Annotated in this window: 24 protein-coding genes; 7 read left to right on the forward strand and 17 right to left on the reverse strand. The window is 72.7% G+C overall.

What is annotated here, in order from left to right; translation table 11 throughout:
• Positions 1-178 precede the first annotated feature (178 nt).
• The 5 genes from UO65_RS22905 (at position 179) to UO65_RS22920 (ending at position 4,860) form a co-directional block, all read left to right on the forward strand.
• Complete coding sequence (locus UO65_RS22905; protein WP_035286137.1) at positions 179-1,132, forward strand: LLM class F420-dependent oxidoreductase; 954 nt, start codon at positions 179-181, stop codon at positions 1,130-1,132.
• A gap of 272 nt (positions 1,133-1,404) precedes the next feature.
• Positions 1,405-1,554 (forward strand): hypothetical protein, encoded by a 150-nt coding sequence (locus UO65_RS36910; protein WP_161784498.1) that lies wholly within the window; start codon positions 1,405-1,407, stop codon positions 1,552-1,554.
• A 239-nt stretch (positions 1,555-1,793) separates the two neighbouring features.
• Positions 1,794-2,210: an ATP-binding protein gene (locus tag UO65_RS22910; RefSeq protein ID WP_035286138.1), complete on the forward strand. Its 417-nt coding sequence runs from the start codon at positions 1,794-1,796 to the stop codon at positions 2,208-2,210.
• Positions 2,211-2,506: 296 nt separating this feature from the next.
• Entirely contained in the window at positions 2,507-4,030 is a 1,524-nt protein-coding gene (locus UO65_RS22915; protein WP_063936001.1) for a S8 family serine peptidase, read from the forward strand.
• Between the two features lie 305 nt (positions 4,031-4,335).
• A complete protein-coding gene (locus UO65_RS22920) occupies positions 4,336-4,860 on the forward strand; it encodes an ATP-binding protein (protein WP_084176156.1) in 525 nt (174 codons plus the stop codon).
• A 51-nt stretch (positions 4,861-4,911) separates the two neighbouring features.
• Here the strand turns inward: UO65_RS22920 and UO65_RS22925 are convergent, their stop codons facing one another.
• The 3 genes from UO65_RS22925 to UO65_RS22935 form a co-directional block, all read right to left on the reverse strand.
• Positions 4,912-6,519 carry a sensor histidine kinase gene (locus tag UO65_RS22925; RefSeq protein ID WP_063936002.1) on the reverse strand — a complete coding sequence of 536 codons (1,608 nt, stop codon included), beginning with the start codon at positions 6,517-6,519 and terminating at the stop codon, positions 4,912-4,914.
• 511 nt (positions 6,520-7,030) lie between these two features.
• The gene (locus tag UO65_RS22930; RefSeq protein ID WP_035286139.1) at positions 7,031-7,888 is read right to left on the reverse strand and encodes an alpha/beta hydrolase family protein; all 858 of its coding nucleotides are present in this window, start codon (positions 7,886-7,888) and stop codon (positions 7,031-7,033) included.
• A 69-nt stretch (positions 7,889-7,957) separates the two neighbouring features.
• The gene (locus UO65_RS22935; RefSeq protein WP_035286141.1) at positions 7,958-8,368 is read right to left on the reverse strand and encodes a type III secretion system chaperone family protein; all 411 of its coding nucleotides are present in this window, start codon (positions 8,366-8,368) and stop codon (positions 7,958-7,960) included.
• 154 nt (positions 8,369-8,522) lie between these two features.
• Here UO65_RS22935 and UO65_RS22940 point away from each other — a divergent pair, with 154 nt between their 5' ends.
• Complete coding sequence (locus UO65_RS22940; RefSeq protein WP_233427804.1) at positions 8,523-10,061, forward strand: class I adenylate-forming enzyme family protein; 1,539 nt, start codon at positions 8,523-8,525, stop codon at positions 10,059-10,061.
• A 29-nt stretch (positions 10,062-10,090) separates the two neighbouring features.
• On the opposite strand, the gene UO65_RS22945 is transcribed toward UO65_RS22940, so the two are convergent.
• From UO65_RS22945 to UO65_RS22960, 4 genes are all read right to left on the reverse strand, one after another.
• A complete protein-coding gene (locus tag UO65_RS22945) occupies positions 10,091-10,618 on the reverse strand; it encodes a hypothetical protein (RefSeq protein ID WP_152552220.1) in 528 nt (175 codons plus the stop codon).
• 190 nt (positions 10,619-10,808) lie between these two features.
• Positions 10,809-11,306: a NucA/NucB deoxyribonuclease domain-containing protein gene (locus UO65_RS22950; RefSeq protein ID WP_152552221.1), complete on the reverse strand. Its 498-nt coding sequence runs from the start codon at positions 11,304-11,306 to the stop codon at positions 10,809-10,811.
• A gap of 79 nt (positions 11,307-11,385) precedes the next feature.
• Positions 11,386-11,568, reverse strand: coding sequence for a DUF397 domain-containing protein (locus UO65_RS22955; RefSeq protein WP_035286153.1), 183 nt, complete (start codon positions 11,566-11,568; stop codon positions 11,386-11,388).
• A 2-nt stretch (positions 11,569-11,570) separates the two neighbouring features.
• A complete protein-coding gene (locus tag UO65_RS22960) occupies positions 11,571-12,413 on the reverse strand; it encodes a helix-turn-helix domain-containing protein (protein ID WP_035286154.1) in 843 nt (280 codons plus the stop codon).
• Positions 12,414-12,587: 174 nt separating this feature from the next.
• Between UO65_RS22960 and UO65_RS22965 the strand changes: the two genes are divergently transcribed.
• On the forward strand, positions 12,588-13,421 hold the full coding sequence (locus UO65_RS22965; protein WP_035286155.1) for a helix-turn-helix domain-containing protein: 834 nt from the start codon (positions 12,588-12,590) through the stop codon (positions 13,419-13,421).
• Positions 13,422-13,480: 59 nt separating this feature from the next.
• Here the strand turns inward: UO65_RS22965 and UO65_RS22970 are convergent, their stop codons facing one another.
• The 10 genes from UO65_RS22970 to UO65_RS39105 all read right to left on the reverse strand — a co-directional run.
• On the reverse strand, positions 13,481-13,990 hold the full coding sequence (locus tag UO65_RS22970) for an MOSC domain-containing protein (protein WP_233427805.1): 510 nt from the start codon (positions 13,988-13,990) through the stop codon (positions 13,481-13,483).
• A gap of 2 nt (positions 13,991-13,992) precedes the next feature.
• A complete protein-coding gene (locus UO65_RS22975) occupies positions 13,993-14,403 on the reverse strand; it encodes a cold-shock protein (protein ID WP_035286160.1) in 411 nt (136 codons plus the stop codon).
• Positions 14,404-14,484: 81 nt separating this feature from the next.
• Positions 14,485-15,009, reverse strand: a complete 525-nt coding sequence (locus UO65_RS22980; protein ID WP_035286162.1) for a hypothetical protein — start codon at positions 15,007-15,009, stop codon at positions 14,485-14,487.
• 2 nt (positions 15,010-15,011) lie between these two features.
• A complete protein-coding gene (locus UO65_RS22985) occupies positions 15,012-16,157 on the reverse strand; it encodes a hypothetical protein (RefSeq protein WP_233427806.1) in 1,146 nt (381 codons plus the stop codon).
• Between the two features lie 17 nt (positions 16,158-16,174).
• Positions 16,175-16,594, reverse strand: a complete 420-nt coding sequence (locus UO65_RS22990; RefSeq protein WP_035286164.1) for a FixH family protein — start codon at positions 16,592-16,594, stop codon at positions 16,175-16,177.
• Complete coding sequence (locus UO65_RS36915) at positions 16,591-17,946, reverse strand: hypothetical protein (protein ID WP_233427807.1); 1,356 nt, start codon at positions 17,944-17,946, stop codon at positions 16,591-16,593. The genes UO65_RS22990 and UO65_RS36915 overlap by 4 nt, the downstream gene beginning before the upstream one ends.
• Positions 17,947-18,052: 106 nt before the next feature.
• Positions 18,053-18,709 (reverse strand): response regulator, encoded by a 657-nt coding sequence (locus UO65_RS23000; protein ID WP_084176162.1) that lies wholly within the window; start codon positions 18,707-18,709, stop codon positions 18,053-18,055.
• Positions 18,706-20,142: a sensor histidine kinase gene (locus UO65_RS23005; protein ID WP_052021628.1), complete on the reverse strand. Its 1,437-nt coding sequence runs from the start codon at positions 20,140-20,142 to the stop codon at positions 18,706-18,708. Before UO65_RS23005 ends, UO65_RS23000 begins: the two co-directional genes overlap by 4 nt.
• A gap of 85 nt (positions 20,143-20,227) precedes the next feature.
• On the reverse strand, positions 20,228-21,796 hold the full coding sequence (locus tag UO65_RS23010; protein ID WP_035286170.1) for an amidohydrolase: 1,569 nt from the start codon (positions 21,794-21,796) through the stop codon (positions 20,228-20,230).
• Positions 21,797-22,213: 417 nt separating this feature from the next.
• A partial coding sequence (locus UO65_RS39105) for an Lsr2 family DNA-binding protein (protein ID WP_200873435.1) occupies positions 22,214-22,319 on the reverse strand: 106 nt, incomplete at its 5' end.

The raw sequence follows: 22,319 nt of genomic DNA on the forward strand, positions 1-22,319 counted from the left end.
AGCCCTGCCCGGACACGCCCAACAAACGACCGGGCTTTGAAACCACGGCACGGCCGAGCAGATTTGCCCATCCGGGCACCAGCGACGAAATCCCGGGCTTCAAACCGAGGCACAGCCGGGCGGAACCCAAGAGCACAGCAGGTCGGTTTCAGCCCGCGCCGCGGGGTACCCGGGGGCCATGGTGAGCATCGGGTACTTCCTGTCCTGCGAGGAGTTCGGCCCCAAGGAGCTGGTGCGGCAGGCCCGCCTGGCCGAGGAGGCCGGGTTCGAGCGCCTGTGGATCTCCGACCACTTCCACCCGTGGTTGGAGGAGCAGGGGCAGAGCCCGTTCGTCTGGTCGGTCATCGGTGCCCTGTCGGAGGCGGTGTCGCTGCCCATCACCACGGCGGTGACCTGCCCGACCGTGCGGGTGCACCCGGCGATCGTCGCGCAGGCCTCGGCGACGGCGGCCGTGCAGACCGGTGGTCGGTTCACCCTGGGCGTGGGCAGCGGCGAGGCGCTCAACGAGCACATCCTGGGTGACTCGTGGCCGTCGGTCGGGGTCCGGCTGGCGATGTTGGAGGAGGCCGTCGAGGTCATCCGCAAGTTGCACACCGGGGAGGAGGTGTCCTTCCACGGCGAGTTCTACGAGGTCCAGGAGGCGCGCCTCTACACCGTGCCGGAGGAGCCGGTGCCCATCTACGTGTCCGGTTTCGGCCCGCAGGCCACCGAGCTGGCGGCCCGGATCGGTGACGGCTACTGCACGGTCATGCCGGATGCGGACCTCGTCGGCACGTTCCGCATGTCCGGCGGCGGCGCGAAGCCGGTGCAGGCCGGGATGAAGGTGTGCTGGGCCGAGACGGAGGCGGCGGGCCGGGCGACGGCGCACCGGCTCTGGCGCAACGAGGGCCTGGCGGGCCAGCTCGCGCAGACCATGCCCCGGCCGCGCGACTTCGCCGACGCGGCGAGCCTGGTGACCGAGGACGCGGTGGCCGAGCAGATCGTGTGCGGGCCGGACGTCGACCGGCACGTGGGCGCCGTGCGCGAGTTCGTCGATGCGGGCGCCGACGAGGTGTACGTGCAGCAGATCGGGTCCGACCACGAGGAGTTCTTCCGGGTGTGGGCGAAGGACGTCATCCCGGCTTTCCGCTGACCTGGCGGGGGCTGATCCGGCGCGGTTGACCTGGCGCAGTTGACCTGGCGGGACTGATCCGGCGCGGTCGACCTGGTGGGCGGGACGCGTGCGCGGGCGAGTGGGGACCCGAACGCGCACGCGTCCCGTCGTCGTCCGGCGGGCCGCGACCCAGGGTCGGGGCCGTGAAACCGTTTCCGCTGTTGGGCTCCGCACAGCCGCGACCGTGTGAGGTGCGGCCGTTCGGGGTAAGTAACGGGTAGAGCTGCCGTCGAGCTGGAGGTCACCGTCCCATGTGGATCGCACTCGCCACTCCCCTGGTCGTCATGCTCGGCGCGGTCGGCATGCAGCAGTTGGAACCGCGTGTTCTGGGACCGGTGACCCCGATCTCGGACGATCCGCTGCAACAGCCGGTCGACGCCGACGAACTCTCTGTCCACTGAGGATTTCCGCCTGCGGGGCGGGTGCTGCCGGGACGACGGCGTCCGGGCAGCACCCGCCCCGCAGGCGTCCTGTCGCAGGTTGCACTCCGCACCTCCCTCGACTTCCCGATCCGATTCGCACCGATCGGGTGACCGGTGAACCGGTAACGATCGGGTGCGCAACCGCGACGCCATGTTCGGAGCCCGAAGCCGGTGCAGACGTTCCCGGCGCGGGCGAGGGCGCTCGGGGAAGGGGCGGCATGACGACGACGGACACCGATCGCGGTGCCGCGCCCGCCGAACTGGCGCTCGCCGTGCCCACCACCGCCGCCGCGCTGCCGGACGTGCGGGCCACCCTCGACCGGTGGCTCACCGGCCTGGGGGTGGGCACCGGCACCCGCCAGGACGTCGTCCTGGTGGTCGACGAGGCGCTGACCAACGCCATCGAGCACGCCTACGGCGACAGCCCAGACCCCGGTCCGATCAGCCTCACCGCCGTGCACGACGCGGGCGGGGTCGAGGTGCGGGTGCGCGACCAGGGGACCTGGAAGCAGCCGACGGTCGACGGCGTCCGCGGTCGCGGCCTGGCCATGATCGCCGCGATCGCCGACCGGATGGACCTGAGCGTCGCCGACGGGCACACCACGGTGTTCGCCCACGTGCCCCACCGGGACTGATCCCACCCGGAACCCCTGGTCCGCCCACATCCCCTCTGCGCAGGACCCCGGACCCCGGTCATGATGGGTGGGGGCGCTCGGCCGGGGAACTTTTGCCATCCGCCCACAAAGGTGCGTCCGAACGTGCGCGCAGACACCCCAATGGTCTGTCCACAAGGGTACAAGGGGTGCAGAAACGCGCCGTTGAGCAGGGTATTCAGGTGACTGTCCCCACTGCGGGGGCCGAATGGGGGTCCACCGGGCCCCGCCTGTCCTGTTCCGAGGGAGATCCGATGCCGCGTCCTCTCACCGCGCGCGTGAACAAACTGTTGGGCCTCGGCGTGGCCGTCGTGGCGGGGGTGGGCGTCGCGTTCGCGGTCGTGCCCAGCGCCGCCGCGCAGGGCGACGTGCTGGGCGCGGGCAAGCCGGGGGCGATCAAGGACAGCTACCTCGTCGTGTTCAAGGAGGGGGCGACCCGGCAGCGGCCGGTGCGCGACCTGGTCGGCGCGCTGGCGGGCAAGCACCGGGCGAAGGTGCGGTTCACCTACCAGGCCACCGTGCGCGGCTTCGCGGGCGAGATGACGGAGGCGGAGGCGCGCAGGCTCGCCGCCGACCCGTCGGTGGAGCGCGTCGAGCAGAACAGCGTGGTGACCACCCAGGACACGCAGACCGGCGCCACCTGGGGCCTGGACCGCATCGACCAGCAGGCGCTGCCGCTGAACGGGACCTACACCTACCCCAACACCGCCGGGAACGTGCGCGCGTACGTGATCGACACCGGCATCCGCACCTCGCACCAGCAGTTCGGCGGCCGGGCCACCTGGGGCACCAACACCACCGGTGACGGCAACGACACCGACTGCAACGGCCACGGCACGCACGTGGCGGGCACCATCGGCGGGGCCACCCACGGCGTGGCCAAGGGCGTGCAGCTCACCGCGGTCAAGGTCCTCGACTGCGCGGGCTCCGGCAGCTTCGCGCAGGTCGTGGCCGGGGTCGACTGGGTCACCCAGAACCACGTCTCCGGTCCCGCGGTGGCCAACCTGAGCCTCGGCGGCCCGGGCACCAACACCACCCTGGAGAACGCCATCCGCGCCTCCATCGCCGATGGGGTGGTCTACGCGATCGCGGCGGGCAACTCCAGCACCAACGCCTGCAACCAGACGCCCGCGCGCACCGCGGAGGCGATCACCGTCGGCGCCACCACCAGCACCGACGCCCGGGCCTCCTACTCCAACTACGGCACCTGCGTCGACCTGTTCGCCCCGGGTTCCGACATCACCTCGGCGGGTTCCGGCGGCGACACCGCCACCGCGGTCATGAGCGGCACCTCGATGGCCTCCCCGCACGTGGCGGGCGCGGCGGCGCTGGTGCTGGGCGCGAACCCGGCGCTGTCGCCGCAGCAGGTGACCGACAACCTGCTCGGCTCCGCCGTCCAGGGCCGGGTCGGCAACGCGGGCACCGGTTCGCCCAACCGGTTCCTCCACACCGACGCCATCACCAGCCCCTCCCTCGGTGACACCCTGGCCAAGGGGAAGCGGATGAACGCCGGGCAGTCGCTGCGCTCGCCGGACGGCCGCTACCACCTGGACATGCAGTCCGACGGCAACCTCGTGCTCTACACCCAGGCGAACCAGGCGTGGTGGCACACCGGCACCTACGGCAACCCGGGCGCGTACACCGTCTTCCAGGAGGACGGGAACGTCGTGCTCTACACCTCGGGCGGCCGGGCGCTGTGGGCGACGAATAGCTGGCGGTCCGCCGCGACCCGGCTGGTGTTGCAGAACGACTCGAACCTGGTCCTCTACGGCTCCGGCGGACAGGCCCTCTGGGCCCGCTGACCCCCTTGGGTCCGATCATCCGACCAACGGTCCGCCTCCCCCGAACAGGGGAGGCGGACCGTTGCTTTTGCCCCCTTCTTTGATCTTGCGCACACCGACCGGACACAGATCACAGTGATATTACGTGCGTCCTGAGCAGCGGATATGCCCCTCCACGCGGCCGAGGGGGTCGCATCGGCGCCGGATTCGTTGAATGATGGGTTAACAAGCCGGTCACGCTCGCGGAAAACGGACGGGAACGTTCAAGTGACCCGCGGCGATGCACTGGGTGAACCGGACAATTCACGTCCGAGAGAGGGGGACGCGTGCCCGCGTCTGATCCAGCCCCACCGACCAGCCGACCGATCTCCCCCGGCCGCCCGCGACCGCAGCGCAAGCTGCGCGACACCGGTGTGCTGACCTTCATCGTCCCGGCCGACAGCGACCAGCTCTCCCTGGTCCGCCACCGGGTGAGCGCCTGGCTCGCCGCCCACCACGTGCGCGTGGAGCAGCGCCGCGACGTGGTGGCCGTGGTCGACGAGGCGGTGTCCAACTCCATCGAGCACGGCTACCTCGAGGGCGACGACTGCGGTCTGGTCGCCATCACCGTGCACGCCAACGCCGACGACATCGTGGCGCTGGTGGCCGACCACGGGTGCTGGCCCGCCGCGCCGGGGACCCGCGGCCTGGGCCTGACCGTCATCGAGGAGCTCGCCGAGGACGTCGAGCTGTCGCACGACGCGGGGCGCACGACGCTCTCCGCCCGGTTCCCGCGCGAGCGGGCCACGCGGCCGACCGCGTGGGCGCCCGAGCAGCGCACCCCCGCGGACGAGCCCGCCCGCGCGCGCTGATCCCCGTCATCCCGGGCCGGCGGCGCACCGCGCCACCGGCCCGGCGCCCGTTCAGGCCCGCGGCTCCGCGGCGGCCGGTTCCGGCTCCGCGGCGGGCTCCTGCGGTTCCGGCGGGGTGATCACCGGCAGCGTGAAGCGGATCGTGGTGCCCCGCCCGCCGCTCTCGGCGTGCTCGGTGTCGAGCCAGATCCGGCCGCCGTGGAACTCCACGATCTTGCGGCACATGGCCAGCCCGATCCCGGTGCCCGGGTAGGCGTCCTTGCCGTGCAGCCGCTGGAAGATCACGAACACCCGCTCGGCGAACTGCGGCTCGACGCCGATCCCGTTGTCCGACACCGAGAACACCCACTCGTCGCCGTCGCGCTCCACCCCGATCCGCACCACCGGCGGCTCCTCGGCGCGGAACTTCACCGCGTTGCCGATGAGGTTCTGGAACACCGCCGTCAGCAGCGGGACCTCGCCGCGCACGACCGGCAGCTCGGCGGGCACCTCGACGGTCGCGCCGGTCTCCTCCAGCACCGCGCCCAGGTTGCGCTGCGCGGACTCGACCAGGTTCGCGACCGGCACGTCGACGTGCTTGCCGGTGTGCCGCCCGACCCGGCTGAACGAGAGCAGGTCGTTGATCAGCACCTGCATCCGCCGCGCGCCGTCGACGGCGAAGCCGATGTACTGCCGGGCGTTGTCGTCGAGCTTGTCGGAGTAGCGGCGCTCCAGGAGCTGGCAGAAGCTGGCGACCTTGCGCAGCGGCTCCTGCAGGTCGTGCGAGGCGACGTAGGCGAACTGCTCCAGCTCGGCGTTGGAGCGCTTGAGGTCGGCGCTGAGGGTGTCGAGTTCGGTGTTGGTCTGCCGCAGCACCTCCAGCTCGTAGAGGATGCGGGCGCGCATGACGTCGACGTCCTCGGCGAGCCCGGCGATCTCCGCGGGCCCGGTCACCTCCACCCGGTGCCCGAACCGGCCGTCGGCGACCTGCCGCACCTGGTGGCTCAGCCGCGACAGCGGGGCCACCACGGCCGAGCGCAGCAGCACCGAGGCGACCACCACGAGCAGCAGCAGCGCCCCCAGGGTGATCACGCAGGTGCGGACCAGCGCGGTCGCGGAGTCGTTGAGGGCCGCCCGGCCGACGACCCGCTCCTCCTCCAGGTCGGCGCGCAGCTCGTCCAGCGCCGAGCGCGCGCGGTCGAACAGGACCTTGCCCGCCTCCGGGTCGGTGGTGAGCCTGGCCGCCGCCGCCTGCTCGATGGTGGGCTCGGCGTACTCCGCGCGCCAGACCTCGACGTGGCGCAGCGCCTCCTCGAACTTCGCCTCGACCCCGGGGAGGTCGGTGAGCAGGGGCCGCAGCTCCGCCTCGGCCTGCCGCTGGCGGGACCGGCCGTCGTCGTAGGGCGTGCGGAACTCCGGGCGGACGGTGATGGCGAAGCCGCGCACCCCGGTCTCCTGGTCGACCACGGCGGTGGTGAGCTGCTCGGAGCTGATCACCATCGGCCCGATCCGGTCCAGCAGCCGCGCCCTGGTCGAGTCCAGGTCGTTGATGGCCACGGCGACCGCGGCGATGGCCGCCGCGAAGACGACCACGAGCAGCACCGAGGCCACCGTCGACCGGCGCCGCAGCGACCAGCGGGTGAGCCCGGAACGCCGGGGTCGGGACGGGTGCTCGCTCATCCGGGGTGTCCTAGCCTCGCGCCGCGCGGGGGTGCCCGCCTGGTCGCGCGAAAGCCTACGGCCGGGCGCCTGCCGGGCCTGCGGCGGCGTCGGTGTGCCGCGGTCCGGCCGCCGGGGCGGGGCGCGGGGATGCCGCCGGGGGGCGGCTCGGCCGGGCGGCGCGGTGCCCGGGTGGTCGAGCCGCCGCCCGGTGGCGGCCGGACGGTCCGCGTGGGGGCATCACGCCGGGCACCGTCCGCATGGGAATGGTCTTGGTCGAGGTGGGGGATTCGTTGAGACGCCTACGGTACAACCTCGGTCGAGAACCGGTTCCGTTGCACCCCAACAAAATCCGACACCTTCGTTCCTACGGAAGAGTAACCCCGTCTGCGTTAACCCGAAAGAGTGAGAAACCCGACGGTAACCCCGTGCCGGACCGATGTCGAGCCGATCACCGAACGCCGTTCGGCCGATAATCCGATTCCCCGGATGACCTTCCGGGACCTTGATCGTCCTGGGTGGACTGTCCTGATCACGGAGCAGGACAGGTGTCCTGCTGGGACGTCACCGCGGCGGAAAGCGTTCCCCGGCACAGTAAACGGGTGTAACGGGTGTCGCCGTCGACGAATCGCCCGAGCCAGGAGAGCACCAACCCGGCGGTCACGTCGTCGGGGGCGTTCGAGAAGTTGTGGTCACGGCCGGGCAGCAGCGCGTACGCCCGGGCGGGGGCGGTGAGCGAGGCGTAGAACCGCTCGGCGTGCTCGGCCGGGGGCGCGATCGTGTCGTCCTCGGCGGCGAGCACGAGGGTCGGCACCCGCACGCCCGCGAAGTCCGCGGCCGGGTCCCACGGCGCCATCGGGATCGCCGCGCACAGCCCGGGCCGGACCAGGGCCGCCTCCAGCGCGGCGCCACCGCCCATCGAGTGCCCCAGCACCGCCGCGCGCGCCGGGTCGGCCCGATCGCGCACCGGGCTGTCGGCCACCACCCAGTCGATGGCCGCGAGCAGTTCGGCGGCCCAGGCGGTCGGGAACTCGTCCGGGTCGAGGGTGTCGACCAGGAGGACGACGAACCCCCGGGAGGCCAGTCGCGGCCCCAGCCACGCCAGCGTCGCCGCACCCTCCCGGAACCCCGGGGCCACGGCCACCACCCCGTACGGGCCGCCCGCGGCGTCGGCCGGGGCGAACAGCGTGCCGCCGCCGAACCCGGTCACCTCCGCACGGCGCACCGCAGCGGTGGTCACGGCGTGGGGGCCGAGGGCGGCCGTCACGCTCGCCGGGGTGGGCGCGGGTCCGCGTTCGACGGCGGGCGGCGCGGGAACGGCAGCGGTCAGCCCGGCACCCAGCCCGACGACGACCGCCACCGCGGCCAATCCACGACCCGCTCTCCGCACCGGAGCGCTCCTCTCACCCGAACGGCGCAACCGCCGCCGAGGGTAGGTGCGCGACCTGTGCGCGCGGCCTCAGTAGCCGTCGCCCCCGAAGAACATCTCCTCGATCTGGTCGGCGGTGCCCGCGAGCAGGGCCAGCGGGTCGTCGAACTCGTGCACGTCGAGGTCGCGCAGCGGCAGCGAGTGCCGCAGCACCACGTGGTCGCCCATGATCGCCGCGCCGCAGGCGATCGACCCGTGGCCCACCTCGCGCAGCAGCGCCGCCAGGTCGACCGAGGCGGCCAGGCCGACCGGGCTGGCGATCTGCACCCACTCGTGCTTGTTGTCCAGGACCTCGCGCAGCAGCACCACGATCTGGCTGCGCTCGTCCTCCTCGTCGTACTTCTCGAACCGGAACTCGAGGCGGATCTCGTCCTCGCGCTCCTCGATGACCTCGTACTCCTCGCGGACGTACGCGGCGAGGTCGGCCCAAGTCGAATGCATGACACCAGCCTACGGGAGACGATCACCGCCCGGGGGAGCCGTTCGCGGGGTTGTGCGGCCCCCGGCGATCGTGTTAAGTCGATCGGGGGCCGCCGCCGTCGACGGCACCGTCCACTTGGGAGGCTTGATGCCGAACAGGATCGTTCCGCCCGGTATGCCCGCTTCGTTGCGGTACCCGAGCGTCGCGGCGGGCGCCATCCTGTTGGGCTCCGCCCGCCGCTACGGCAACCGGGTGGCCTTCGCCCACGGCGACGACGCGATCACCTTCGCCGAGCTGGGCGCCGCCGCCGCCCGCACCGCCAACGGCCTGCGCGCCAGGGGCATCTCCCCCGGCGACCGGGTCGCGCTGCGGATGCCCAACTGCCTGGCCTTCCCGGTCGCCTACTACGGCACCCTGCTCGCGGGTGCGACGTTCGTCCCGGTCAACCCACTGCTCCCGGAGGACGCCGCCCGCGCCCAACTCGCCGACGCGGAGGTCAACCTCACCCTCACCGCCGCCGACGTCCCGCCACTGGGCGAGGACATGCCCACCGCCCCACCCCGGGTGGCCTGCGACGTCGACACCCACCTGGCCCACCTCGCCTACACCGGCGGCACCACGGGCGTGTCCAAGGGCGTCCGGCTCACCCACCGCAACGTGGTCGCCAACACGCTGCAATACGCCTGCTGGCACACCGGCTCCCTGCCCCGCCTCGACGACGAGGGCGGCCTGACCCTGGAGCAGGTCGGCGACCCGGAGGAGTGGCCGGTCCGCCTGGGCACCGGCGTCGCGATCAACCTCACCCCGTGGTTCCACGCCATGGGCATCGTCGCGGGCCTCAACGCCCCGGTCCTGACCGGCGCCACGCTCGTCCTGCACGACCGCCTCGACCCGGCCGCCTACCTCGCCGACGCCGAACGCCTCCGGGTCACCTCGATGGGCGGTGTCCCCGCCCTCTTCGCCACCCTGCTCGCCCACCCCGACAGCGCCACCCGCGACCTGACCTCGGTCCGCACCGTCGCCTCCGGCGCGGCCCCGATGCCGGTGGAGATGATCGAGCGGCTGCGCACCCTGGTCCCGCACGCGCAGGTGTCCGAGGGCTACGGCCTGACCGAGGTCACGATGGGCGCCACGGGTGCCCCACCGCACCGGTCCGGGGTGCGCAAGGTCGGCTCGGTCGGGGTGCCGCTGCCCGACACCGAGGTCCGCGTCGAACCGGTCGAGGGCGGCGCCCCCCTGCCCCCGGGCGAGCGCGGCGAGATCTGCCTCCGGGGCCCGCAGGTCATGGAGGGCTACCACAACCACCCGGACGCCACCGCCGAAGTCCTCGTCGACGGGTGGCTGCGCACCGGGGACATCGGGGTCGTCGACGAGGACGGGTACCTGTTCATCGTCGACCGCAAGAAGGACATGCTGCTCTACAAGGGGTACAACGTCTACCCGCGCGAACTGGAGGAACTGCTGGCAGCGCACCCGGACGTGCTGGGCGCGGCGGTGGTGGGGCGACCGGACGACCTGGCCGGGGAACTGCCGGTGGCGTTCGTGGTCCCACGCACCGCGTCGGTGACGGCGGAGGGCATCCAGGAGGCGATCAACGCGCAGGTGGTGCACTACAAGCGACTGCGCGAGGTCCGGTTGGTGGAGTCGATCCCGTACTCGGCGGCGGGCAAGATCCTCAAGCGGGAGCTGCGGAACCGGTTCGCGGCGGAATAGCCTGCTGCGCGCGAATCCGTCTTCCGCCTCTACGGAATTCTCGCGTTTTCCACATCCTTCAACAGCACATCCGGATCAGGGATGCGGTACGTCGGAAGTTCGCGCACCAACCAGTCTTGTTCGATCACCAAGCCCGTTCTGTGTTCAACAGCGGCCAGACAGGAAGCGTTGGGCCGATCAAGGTCAAACGGCGTCTCCTCGATCCAGTCCGGTTGAAGATCGCCCATGCCGCCCGGAAAGCCGACCGCGAACGGGTCGAAGTGAGCAGTCACCCTGCCACCACGGGCCTCGGTGATCCGGTACGCGCCGGACATGCTCCAGTAGGCACTGACGAACAGACCGCCATTCGACGCTCGGCGGGCGATCTCCGGGAGGTCACCCGACCATCCGTTCGGCTCGATGGCGACGACATACGCGTCTTCGACGAGAACCTGGAGATTGAAAACGCTTCCGAAGTCTTCCTGGGAAGGCCACGCCCCGTCGAAAGCCAGAGGCACAGCCGCTGTGGGGTCGCCCCCGTACACGCGCACCAGGTCGTCCACCGAACTGCCGGTCACAACTGCCACCGTCCAAACGAAGTCCGGGTCTTCGTCGGCCCAAACGTATTTCCTTGCTAGCTGCCACATGATGTCTTGTCCTCGGCGACGTCCTGTCCTTGATAGGGCACCGACGCGATCTTACCCGGATTGCTGATAACCACGAGAAAGTCATCCCCGTCACCGATACCCTGGTAGCGGTATGCCGTGCTCAAGGTGCCCCCTGACAAGCCTGTTCACGGGCGGGAACTTCTTCGGTGCGAGCACCTTTTCCGCCTTGAACCGAAGAGGCGAAAGCATATTCGTCACACGAGCCATCATCGTATTTCTTCACGAACGTCTTGCGGCAGGTCTGGTTGTAGTTCGCTGCTCGATTCTTGCCGTCTTTGGTCAGGATGAAATCGTGTCCCTCACCCCAGGCAAGGGAGATGTTCCGGGCGATATAAGGCATTTTCGCCGCGCTCATCACGATGACCTTCAGGTCGCCGCACCGCTTCTCCGAAAGCACCTTCTCGGCCGTGCACTGCTCGACTTCGGACTCAGCGCCACCTGCTACCAACACCTGCTCATCGCCTGCGCCGACGATGACAGAGTCACTGGAAAGCAGACCGGCCAACGTGTCCTGCATTTCAGAGCCACCGAAGTACACGACTGCCCCCGCAACCAAGACGAACGGCAGGAGCATGCCGGTTCTGCTGCGTGTTGCCACCGATCTTTCCTCCAGGCGACCATCGCACAGATTGTGCTCGGACAGCTTCGTACGGTGAAGCAACCTGGAGTATGACAGGTCACCGGGAGATGCGGCCCGCCTTGACGGAGGCGATCAAGGCGGCGGCGTCGCCGTGCAGCGGGACCGCGCCAAGACCCTGCTTGCTGTCCCGCAGGTGCGCCATGGTGTGGGCGACCTCCACGCAGTTGGTCTGGGCGCCCGAGTACTGCGACTTCTTGAACCGCAGAGGTTCGCTGCGCATGATCACTTCCCCACAATCCGCTGCTCGATGATCGCCTCAACCCTATCCTGCGTTGCCCGCACTGACAGGGCAAGGCCGCTGAGCTTCTGTCGGGCAGCAATGTAGGGCTTGGTTTCCTCATCGAAGAGGAAGGTGGAGGAGCCCAGGTGCTCCAGGTGCGCCACCGGCCCGACCCGGTCGAAGTCCATGAGGTACCAGCCGCCGATGGCGAACCAGGTGGGGGACTCCACCAACCGGACGTCCACGCCCTCGCGGTTCGCCATGGTGACCAGGTGACGAAGCTGGACAAGGAAGTCTTTGGCCGAGCACAACTGGTTTCGCAGCGCCGCCGTGCCGATGAAGGCTGTGTAGTCGACCTCGCGGCGGTCCAGCAACTCCTGCCGTTGTCGCCTGGCTCGCAGGCGCGGATGGAGGTCGTACTCGGAGATCCCCGAGTCCCGCATGACCGCCTCCGTGTAGGCGGGCGTCTGCAACAACCCGGGGATGACACCGGGACTCCAGTCGGTCATGCGGATCGCTTCATACTCGTATGAGGCCAAGGCTCCGAGGTCGCCTGGCACGCCTGCGGGTGGGCGGTCCCACCAGCCCAGCGTGGCGGGTTCCTTGGCGCGGGCGACCAGTTCGTCCCGCCGTTCCAGTGGCAGCCTGTAGACCACGGCCAGGCCCATGACGGCTTCCGGCGAGATGTGCCGCTGCCCGCGTTCCAGCCTGCTCAGCGTGGAGACGTTCCACTGGATGGCCCCGGCCACCTGCGCCAGGCTCAGTTCTGCCCGCTCCCGGATCGCGCGCAGCTCGGCTCCCAGGGCCCGATCGCGCGGCGTTCCGGGCCGGTGTTTGCCGCCCATTCCACTCCCCCGATCAGCAATTCTTCGCACGACTTTCTGTCACTGCGGTCAAGACCATACGCTCGGTACTCGCAGGCGGGCAAAAACGTTTCTCCCCGAGCACAACCGATGCAGTGGTCAACGTCAGAAACAGGTGACGACATGCGGATAGGTCCCGATTCGGGAATCCACCCCGTGAAACAGAATTCGGCCCAGGGCACCACGGTGACCGCGCTCCCCGACCGGCCGCGATCCGACACCGACACCATCCGGGCGAAGACCCTGCGCGGGCTCATCCTGGCGCGCAGGCTCGACACCGCCCGGCGCGGGCGCGGGTACACCACGCGGAAGCTGGCCGGGGAGATGTCGATGAGCGCGGCGATGGTGAACCGGGTGATGACCGGGCGCCGGGTGCCGACCGCGCTGGAGATCGGTGGGCTGTGCGCGCTGCTGGACATCCGGCCCGACCACCGGCAGGTGCTCTACCGCCTGGCCGCGACCGCCGACCGGACCGACTGGATCATCCGCCACGGCCACGACGGGCCGGACCCGGTGCGCGACCTCGAAGCCCTGGCCACCACCATCACCACCTACGAGCCTGCCCTGCTCCCGGCGGCGCTGCGCACCCCCGCCTACCACCGCGCCACGCGGCAGCCCCGGGAACTCGAACGCCCGGAGCCGGACACGCGGCGCAAGTGCGTGTACCTGGTGCCCGCGCGGGTCCTCGACGACCACGACCTGCCGGGTGAGGTGCGGCGCGCGCAGGTGCGGCACCTGCTCGCCGAGCCGCAGCGGGTCCGGGTCCTGCCGCGCGCCGCTCCGCGCCAGTCCGCGTTCCGGGTGCTGGAGATCGACAACTTCCCGCCGGTCGTCCACATCGAACACCACACGACCAGCATCGTCCTGGAGCGCGCGGATTCCACCGGCGCCACCACGGCGCTGCTGGCCGAGCTGCGCGCACTCGCCCACCCCGAACGGGAGACCACCACGATCCTGCGCGACCTGCTGCCCCTCACCGGAGGTGCCTGACGACAGGCCGCCGGGCACGACCCGGCGTCGTGCCGAAGCACGGGTGGCAGGCGGGCGGGTCAGGGGACGAGCAGGGTGGCCGGGCCGGGGGTGAGGAAGCCGGAATCCAGTGGGGCGCAACGGACTCCGCCCCGGCCGCGCAGTGCCTTGAAGGCGCCGGGGGCCAGTTGCGTGTCCATCCACCGGCACGGGTGCGCGGGGCGGTGGGCCTGGAAGCGGATGGGGCCGGAGCCGGTGTCGAGGGTGAACACCGCACCCTCCCGCTCGCGGGTGGCCGCCAGGTCGTCGACCGGGAAGCCGCGCAGGATGATGTTGCGGCGGGTCTTCTCCACCGGCAGGTGGGGCAGGCCCAATTCGACCGCCACCTCGTCCAGGGCGTCCGCCGAGAACACCGTCACCGAGGCTTGGCGGTGGGCTTCTCGGTTGTGGTAGCGGTCGCCCGCCAGGCCGAGGTGCGCGTGCACCTCGGCCCGGGGTACCGACAGCGGGGTCGGGTCCGGGCGCGGTGGCTCGGTGGGTCGGCCCTCGTAGGCGTGGACGGGAGAGACCAGCAGGGCCTCCACCCGCACCGTCAGTCGCCGAGCCAGCCGTGGCCCTCGGCGAGCTTGATCATGGCTCGGCGGACCGCGACGAGCTGGTCGCCGGTGAGGGAGCCGACCGAGCCGAGCAGGGCCTCGGTGACCTCGGCGGAGAACTCGCTCGCCGGGATGAAGTCGCACAGGACCTCGTCGCCGTCGGCGGCCGTGGAGATGCGGGGGGTGCTCGGGGCGGTGTCGGGGCGGCGGACCAGGCTCACACCGAACGCCTTCGGGCCGCGCGGGCTGTCCTCCACCTCGAACTCGACCACCGAACCCGCGTTGATCAGGTGCTTGTCGAACTCGAGGTCGTTCACGTGCAGGAAGATGTCGTCCCCACCCGCGTCGTTGGCCACGAACCCGTACCCGCGAACCTGGTCGAACTTCACCACTGTGCCTGTCGCCACTTCACCCACCGCATCACGTCAACCGGCGCGGACCCCTGGAACCGGGACCACCGCGCGCCACCCATAAACGAACAAGTGCGCTCATTGTGCCACCAACCTGGTGCGGCGCCACGCGACGGCCAGGAAAGCCACCAGCCCGACGAGCGGCAGGGTGCTCAGCGACCAGCTCAGCGCCATCGGCGGGCCGGGCTGGTCGAGCACGTTCAGGGAGGTCAGCGCGCCCTCCCCGGGCCCCTGCGGGCCGTCGACGCGGAACCGGATGGTCCAGTTGCCCGGCGAGTCCAGGGACTTGATGTCCAGGCCCCAGACCTCCAGCTTGCGCGGGTGCCGGGCCATCGGCCGCTGCCGGGCCTCCTTGCCCTGGTCGGGGGCGGTCATCGACAGGGTGCCGGACTTGTCGGCGATGCCGCCGACCGGGGCGAACGTCCAGTCCAGCGACTGCATGGCGCGCACCGGCCAGGCGCTGAACCCGACGTCGAGGGCGTACGGGCCGATCTGGACGCGTTCGGTGTGCACGACGTTGACCGGCTCGTAGGCCTGCGCGAGCGGCGCGGTGGCCAGCACGAGCCCGAGGACGGCGGTGAGGACGGTGAGGACTCGGCGCATGATCAGGCCTTCCCGGGGTCGACGAGGCGCAGCATCCGGCCGAAGCGCCAGCCGACGAACCCGGCGAGCAGCCCCAGCACCACACCCGCGACGACGGTGGGCGCCAGGTCGCCGACCGGCGGCACGGCGTAGCCGTAGACCCAGGCGTTCTGCACGCCCTGGAACCCGGCGACCAGCCCACCCGCGAGGGCACCGGCCACGGCGGGCAGCCAGCGGTTGCCCCGCCGGGCGGCCACGGCGAACACCTCGACCAGCGCGGCCACCACGACCAGGCCCATCGGCATCAGCGCGGGCATGACCGGCACGCCCCGGATGTAGTCGCGGATCGGCAGGCCGACCGCGTCGGCGTAGACGTGCGTGGCCCACGGGGAGAACCACCAGCCCACGGCCTGGATGATCCCCAGCGCGACGGCCAGGGCGACGGCGAGGCCCGGCTTGCGGGCGAACCCGACCGCGGTGACCACGAGCACGACCATCAGCCAGGACAGGGCGGCGCTGACCGCGTCGACCGGCCCGCCGACGTTGCTGAAGCCCAGCACGACGATCGTGCTGAACGCGGCGAGGATGCCCAGCGAGGTGACGGTGCCGACCCGGCCCCAGGTCTGCCGGTACGCCGCGGCGAACACCATCACGGTGCCCACCAGGGTGGCCATCACCGACAGCAGCAGCCCGATGTGCGGCGGCGAGTCGATCACCGCGTCGAAGCCGTAGAGCCCGTGCCACCACTGGTCCCACAGCCCGTAGAGCAGGAACGACGCGGCGCCGCAGCCCGCGACCAGGTAGCCGATGGGGGCGGAGAACACCCGCAGCACCGCGATCGGCCTGCCGCCGACGACCGGGTCCGGGTCGCGGCCCGCGCGCTGACCGGCGGTGGCGGCGAGCACGGCGCCGAGGCTGGCCAGGCCCGCCACCGCGCTGCCCGCGTACAGGAACAGGTGCGGCAGGGTGAAGAACGTGTCCGGGCCGACGTCGGTGTGCCACTGCACGTCCCAGGTCAGCCCGACCAGGGTCAGCAGCGACCCGGTGAGCAGCGCCAGCGCCGTGGGCAGCCCCCGGCTCGCCGTCGCCGCCCCGGTCGCGGTGCGCGGCGCCGCGCGCTCCCGGGTGATCCCCGGTGCGATCCCCGCTGTCATGTCCCCTGCTGCCATGCCTGCACACCCCTCACTCAACTGCGGACCGCGATAGGGAACACCGCGGCTTCCTGCTTGCCGCCCGAGCGGACCGTCACGGTGATCTCCCAGGTGCCCGCCATCGTCAGCCGGGCGCCGGTGGCCCGGTAGCGGCCGGGCACCCCCTCGGCGGCGGCGGGCACGGCGGGTTCGGCGTGCCCCATCTCGGGCATCACCGGTTCGACGGTCACCTCGTCGGCGGACACGGGGGTGCCCGCGGTGTCGGCGACCTCGATGCTCACAGCGCTCTCCCCCACGGTGGTGGGGCCGTCGAACCGCACCCGCAGCGCGTAGCTGTCGGTGCCGCCGCTCAACTCGACCGGTCCGTCCCCGGAACCCAGCCGCCACAGCAGGACCGCGCCCGCGAGCACGGCCACCACGACGAGGGCGAAGACGGTCTTCCCGGCCCGGGTCACGGCGCGCCGCCCGGGTCGGCGGGGACGTCGAACACGGCCGGGGCGGTGATCACCCGGTAGCCGCGCTCGGCCTGGAACCACAGCCGGTAGCGGCCGGGCTGGGGGAAGGTGAAGGTGAAGTCCACCTTCGGGTCGTAGGCGGCCACGGTCTCGTCCGGTTCCCCGCCGACCGCGCCGGGCGTCGGCGGCACCATGGCGTGCGCGTGCGCCCACACCGGCGCGGCCACCGCGGCGGCACCGACCGGCGCGTCCGGCGGCAGCGGCCCCACGATGATCAGGTGCCCGCGCATCCCCAGCCACGGCTGCAGGTCGGAAGGCCCACCGAAGTCCGCTGCCACCGTCACCGCCCGCCCGGCGACGAGCGGCCCGGAGGAGACGTCCACGGTCGCGCCGTCGGCCTGCCGGGGCCCGACACCCGGGACCACCGTGGACACCGCGGGGTCGCCCGCGACGTCGAGCGTCGCCCGCACCTCCTGGACGCCCGCTCCGGCGCGGGAGAGCTCGGCGGAGAGCCCGAACCGGCCGCCCTCGCCCGGGGTGAAGGTCGCCGCGTAGTGCCCCGGCCGCACCCGCACCGGGTGCACGTGGGTCAGCACACCGGACGGGCTCACCAGCACCAGGTGCACGAACGCGGCGTGCTGCACGCGCAGGTCGTCCACCGGCCGCCCGGTCGACGCGTCGGTCAGGTCCACCGCCAGCGCCACCGGCGCCCCGGCCCGCGCGTCGACCGCCCGCACGGCCATGTTGACCGGCGGCCGACTCCCGTCCAACGGCGGCGCGGCGACGGGGACCGACGAGGACAGCAGCGCCGCCGTCACCGCGACGGTGACCGCCACGACCAACCCCGCCACCGCCAGCACGGTCCCGCGCCCCACCCCCGTCCGCAGCGCGAAACCCAGCGCCAGCAACAGGAACAGCCCCGCGGCGACGAACCCGCCGTAGGTGAACCGCTCCCACGCGGGCGTCACGCGCTCGGGCACGGTGAACGGGATGCGCGCGGTGTTCACCCCGTCGTCGAGCTCCAATTCCCACGGCCCGAACCGGTCGACCGACAGGGTGGCGGAGGTGGCCCCCGGCCCGCCGACGCGCACGGCGGTCTCACCGAACACCCGCCCACCAGCGGGAACCACCCGCAACCGCAACTCCCCCGCCGCGGTCCCCACGTGCCCCACGACGTCCACCGAAACCGGCGCGGGAGCCCCGTCGACCCGCCGCACCACCACGGTCAACTCCCGATCCCCCAACGTCTGCGCGACGTGCAGGTCGCCCCCGACCGGCCCCCCATCGGCCCACGCGGCGGGCGCCGCCCCACCCAGGAGCAGCACCAACGCCGCGACCACCCATCCCCGCACACCCGAGCACGCTACCGACCCGCACCGACAGTTTCGTCCCGTCACCAGGGGATCTCCCACTCCCCCGTTCGGGGGACAACCCCTCAGGGCCTGAGTGGGGACCGGCTCAGGGCCTGCGCACCAAACCGTGCCGGTGGGCGTAGACGACGGCGTGCACGCGGTCGCGCAGGCCGAGTTTCGACAGGACGCGGGAGACGTGGGTCTTGACCGTTTCCTCGCCGATGTGGAGTTCGGCGGCGATCTCGGCGTTGCTCAGGGCGTCGGCGACCAGCAGCAGCACCTCCTGCTCGCGGACGGTGAGGCGGTCGGGGGCGGCGAGGCCGGGGGCGGGGGCGAGGCTGGCGGTGAAGCGGGCGACCAGCCTGCGGGTGACCGAGGGATCGATGAGGGCGTCACCCCGGGCGGCCACGCGGACGGCGGAGGCCAACTCTTCCGGGGGCAGGCTCTTGAGCAGGAAGCCGCTGGCGCCGAGGCTGAGGGCGCGGTAGATGTACTCGTCGAGGTCGTAGGTGGTGAGGACGAGGACCCGGGTGCGGTTGCCGGGGGCGGCGAGGATGGCCTCGGCGGCGGACAGGCCGTCCAGCCGGGGCATCCGCACGTCGAGGACGACCACGTCGGGGCGCAGCCGGGCGACCTCGCGGACGGCGGCGGCGCCGTCGCCGACCTCGCCGACGCACTCCAGGTCGGCCTGGGTGTCGAGGACGGCGCGCATCCCCGAGCGGAACATGGCGTGGTCGTCGGCGAGCAGGACGCGGACGGTCACCTGGCCTCCAGGGGGACGGTGACCCGCACGACCCACCGGTCGCCGTCGGGGCCGCAGGTGACCGAGGCACCGAACAGGGCGGCGCGCTGGCGGATGCCGGGCAGGCCGCGGTGGACCTGGACGTCGTCGGGCTCGTCAGGGGTTCGGTGTGCGCGGGCGGGTGGGGCGGCGGTGCCCCCGTGGGCGGGGGTCGCCGCGACACCACGGCCCCCGTGGGCGGACGCGGTGTCGGCCCGGTCCGGGCAGGCGGGGTCCGCGGCGGCGCTGCCCACCTGGGCGAGGTCCGCCCGACCCCCGTGGGCGGGCGCGGCGTCCGGGTGGTCCAGTTCCGCGGTGGCGCGGCCCGCTCGGGTCGCGCGACCCGTGCGGGTGGGTGGCGCGGGGGCGGGGCGGCGGCCGGGGGGTGCGGCGTCGGGGGGCAGGTCGTTGGCGATGGTGAGCACCACTTCGGTGTCGGTGCGGGTGAGGGTGACCTCGGCGCCTTCGCCGCCGCCGTGGCGCAGGGCGTTGGTCAGGGCCTCCTGGGCCACGCGGTGCAGGGCCACGTCGACCGAGGGCGGCAGGTCCACGGCGACACCCGTGGTGGTGAGGCGGGTGGGCAGGCCCGCCGCCCGGGTGACGCGGACCAGGTCGTCGAGGTCGTCGAGGCCGGGTTGGCGGGTGGCGGCGTCGCCGTGGTGCAGGAGGTCGAGCATGCGGCGGAGGTCGGCCATGGCGGAGCGGCTGGCGGTCTCCACCGCCGACAGCGAGCGGCCGACCGGGCCGGGTGGGCCGCCGAGGGCGAGGCGGGCGGCGCCCGCGTGCACGCCGATGGCGCTGACGTGGTGGGAGATGACGTCGTGCAGGTCGCGGGCGATGGCGGTGCGCTCCTCGGCGACCGCGCGGCGGACGGCGGCGCGCTCCTCGATGCGGCGGCTGGTCTCGCGCTGCTCGACCTCGGCCTGGTGGCCGCGCCGGGCGGTGGTGTTGCGGCCGACCAACCAGGGCAGGACGACCGTGGTCAGCGTGTGCAGCGCCACCAGCCGCCAGTCGCCGCCCACCTCCGACGGGGGGAAGCCGACGCGGCCGACGAGCGCGCCCACCAGCAGGACGGCGAGCACGACGACCGCTTCGCGGATGCCCAGCCAGGCGCCCGCCCGGTACCCGGCGACGAGCAGGCCGGTCTCGTTGGCGCCCTGGTACCGGCCCAGCCCGGCCAGCATCGCGGGCCCCGCGACCTGCAACGCGGCGTGCGCGGCGGCCACCACCCCGGAGAACCGGGCCGGGGTGGCCAGCGCCAGGTCGGCGAGCACGGTCAGCCCCAGGGCGAGCGGCCCCCACCCGCTGTGTCCGGCGGCCGGACACAGCAGCAGGATGGTGGACGCGTCGGTGACAGCGCAGAGGACGGCGACAACCAGCGACTCCCGGCGCAGCGCGGCTGCTGTGTCCCACACCCGTCCAGCTTCGCACTTCCGCCCCGCGCGGTGGTTCGGTGTCGGGGAATCCGCCCCCGGGCGGCGGTCACCGGTCCGCGTCCCCTCAGAACAGTTCCTCGCCCCACACGACCTCACCCGCGACGGCGGTGGCGCGGACGCCGATCTCCGCCGGGGGCACGTGGTGCGGGTCGGCGGTGAGGACCACCAGGTCCGCGAGCGAGCCGGGGGTGAGCGCGCCCAGGTCGTCCTCCCAGTGGCACGACCAGGCCGCCTCGGTGGTGTAGGCGTGCACGGCGGTGGCCGGGGTGACCGCCTCGGCCGGGCCGACCACCGTGCCCAGCGCGGAGGTGCGGTCGAGCAGGAACTGCATGGCGCGCAGCGGGGCGCCCACGGTGACCGGGCGGTCGGAGCTGCCGACCAACCGCACCCCTTCATCCACGAAGGACTGTCCTCTGTAGAGCCAGGGGGCGCGGTGGGCACCCATGATCCGGGCGTAGTCGTCGCCGAAGGACCACAGGAAGGCGGGTTGCAGGACCGGGGTGACGCCGAGGGTGGCGAAGCGGGGGAGCTGGTCGGGGCGGACCAGGCCCGCGTGCTCGATCCGGTGTCGGGCGGTGGGGCGCGGGTGGGTGGTCTGCGCGGCCTCGATCGCGTCCAGGGCGACGTCGACGGCGCGGTCGCCGATGGCGTGCACGGCGAGCTGCCAGCCCGCGCGGTGCCCGTCGACGATCACCGCGCGCAGTTCGTCGGCCGGGGCGTACAGCTCCCCCGCGCCCGCCTCGCCCACGTACGGCTCGGTGAGCGCGGCGGTGCGGGCCATCATGCCGCCGTCGGTGAAGACCTTGAGGGCGCCCAGCGACAGCCGGTCGCCGCCGAAGCCGGTGCGCAGGCCCAGGTCCATCGCCCTCGGGGTGTGGTCGGTGCCGTGCGCGGCGACCGGGCGCAGCAGCGCCCCGGCGACCATCAGCCGCACCCGCAGCGGCAGCCTGCCCTGCTCCTCGGCGCGCTGGTAGGCGTCCAGCTCGACCGGGCTGTGCCGGATGAGGCCGCCGCCGATGCCCGCCTCGGCCACCGCCGTGATCCCCTCGGCCAGGCACTGGGTGCCCGCCCGCTCGACGGCGGCGACCAGCTCGCTCAGCGCGTAGGGCTGGCGCAGCCCGCGCACCAGGCCCGCGCCCGCCTCCACCAGCAGGCCGTCGCGGTGGGCGGTCCCGGTGGGCAGCAGGGCCAGCACCGAGGAGTCCACCACGCAGGCGTGCCCGGAGTCGTGCACGAGGTTGACGCGCCGGCCTGCGGCCACGGTGTCCAGTTCGGCGGCGGTGACGTGGCGACCGAGCCTGCGCTGGTCGTAGCCGACGACGTCGACCCACTCCCCCGCCGGGCGGGCCGCGGCGGCGGCGCCGACGGCGGCGAGCAGTTCGGGCACCGAGGTCGCGGCGGCCACCGAGGCGGTCCCGGCGGCCAGCCCGGTCCAGGCCAGGTGCACGTGCGGGTCGACGAAGGCGGGCAGCACCACGGCGCCGCGCAGGTCGACCACCCGGCGCGCGGGCAGGCGGGTGACCTGCTCGTCGAGGCCCACCACGCGACCGCGCCACACGCCCAGCGCCGAGGCGCGCGGTCGGGCCGGGTCCAGGGTGGTGAACCGGCCGCCCACCAAGAGGAGATCGAGCATGCCCACCAGCCTAGGGCGGCGGATTCGCGCCCGGAATGAGCAGTCCACCGGGGACACCCGCGCACTCGGACAATTCGCGGGTGAATGCGGCTCGGGAAAACCCGGCGGGGACGGTCGGTGATCGGCGGAACACAGATCGCGACCCGCACACCGCCATCCGACCGCCGGACCACGTCGAACGGGCGGCGGGAACGGGGACATCAACCGGCGGTATCGAGAGCGACACCGACCGGTGGTATCACCGGGTGGGGTCGAACGGGCAGCGCGATTGCCCGGACCCCGTCCGTTTCACCCGGGTGCGCCGGGGGCGCCGGGGCCCGCCCCACCGGTCCGCCGACACCGGCGGCCGACAACCCGGTGGTCCCGCGCCCCGACCCGCCCCGACCCATTCCGGCCGCCGAACGCGGCCGGGCACAGCTACACCGCCGACAGCCGCCGCTTGCCCGCGTGGGCCTCCTCGAAGGCCTCCACGACCGCGGACGGGATGCGGCCGCGCTCGGAGATCTCGTGGCCGTTCTGCCTG

This window comes from Actinokineospora spheciospongiae, assembly GCF_000564855.1.
GTDB classification, from domain to species: Bacteria; Actinomycetota; Actinomycetes; order Mycobacteriales; family Pseudonocardiaceae; genus Actinokineospora; species Actinokineospora spheciospongiae.

Bases quoted from the DNA above. Each gene is read 5' to 3' on its own strand.
- UO65_RS23010 (WP_035286170.1), bottom strand. From the start codon at position 21,796: ATGCTCGATCTCCTCTTGGTGGGCGGCCGGTTCACCACCCTGGACCCG.
- UO65_RS36910 (WP_161784498.1), top strand. From the start codon at position 1,405: ATGTGGATCGCACTCGCCACTCCCCTGGTCGTCATGCTCGGCGCGGTC.
- UO65_RS22960 (WP_035286154.1), bottom strand. From the start codon at position 12,413: ATGGGCGGCAAACACCGGCCCGGAACGCCGCGCGATCGGGCCCTGGGA.
- UO65_RS22935 (WP_035286141.1), bottom strand. From the start codon at position 8,368: ATGCATTCGACTTGGGCCGACCTCGCCGCGTACGTCCGCGAGGAGTAC.
- UO65_RS22910 (WP_035286138.1), top strand. From the start codon at position 1,794: ATGACGACGACGGACACCGATCGCGGTGCCGCGCCCGCCGAACTGGCG.
- UO65_RS22940 (WP_233427804.1), top strand. From the start codon at position 8,523: ATGCCCGCTTCGTTGCGGTACCCGAGCGTCGCGGCGGGCGCCATCCTG.
- UO65_RS22955 (WP_035286153.1), bottom strand. From the start codon at position 11,568: ATGCGCAGCGAACCTCTGCGGTTCAAGAAGTCGCAGTACTCGGGCGCC.
- UO65_RS22905 (WP_035286137.1), top strand. From the start codon at position 179: ATGGTGAGCATCGGGTACTTCCTGTCCTGCGAGGAGTTCGGCCCCAAG.
- UO65_RS22925 (WP_063936002.1), bottom strand. From the start codon at position 6,519: ATGAGCGAGCACCCGTCCCGACCCCGGCGTTCCGGGCTCACCCGCTGG.
- UO65_RS22985 (WP_233427806.1), bottom strand. From the start codon at position 16,157: ATGGCAGCAGGGGACATGACAGCGGGGATCGCACCGGGGATCACCCGG.
- UO65_RS22980 (WP_035286162.1), bottom strand. From the start codon at position 15,009: ATGCGCCGAGTCCTCACCGTCCTCACCGCCGTCCTCGGGCTCGTGCTG.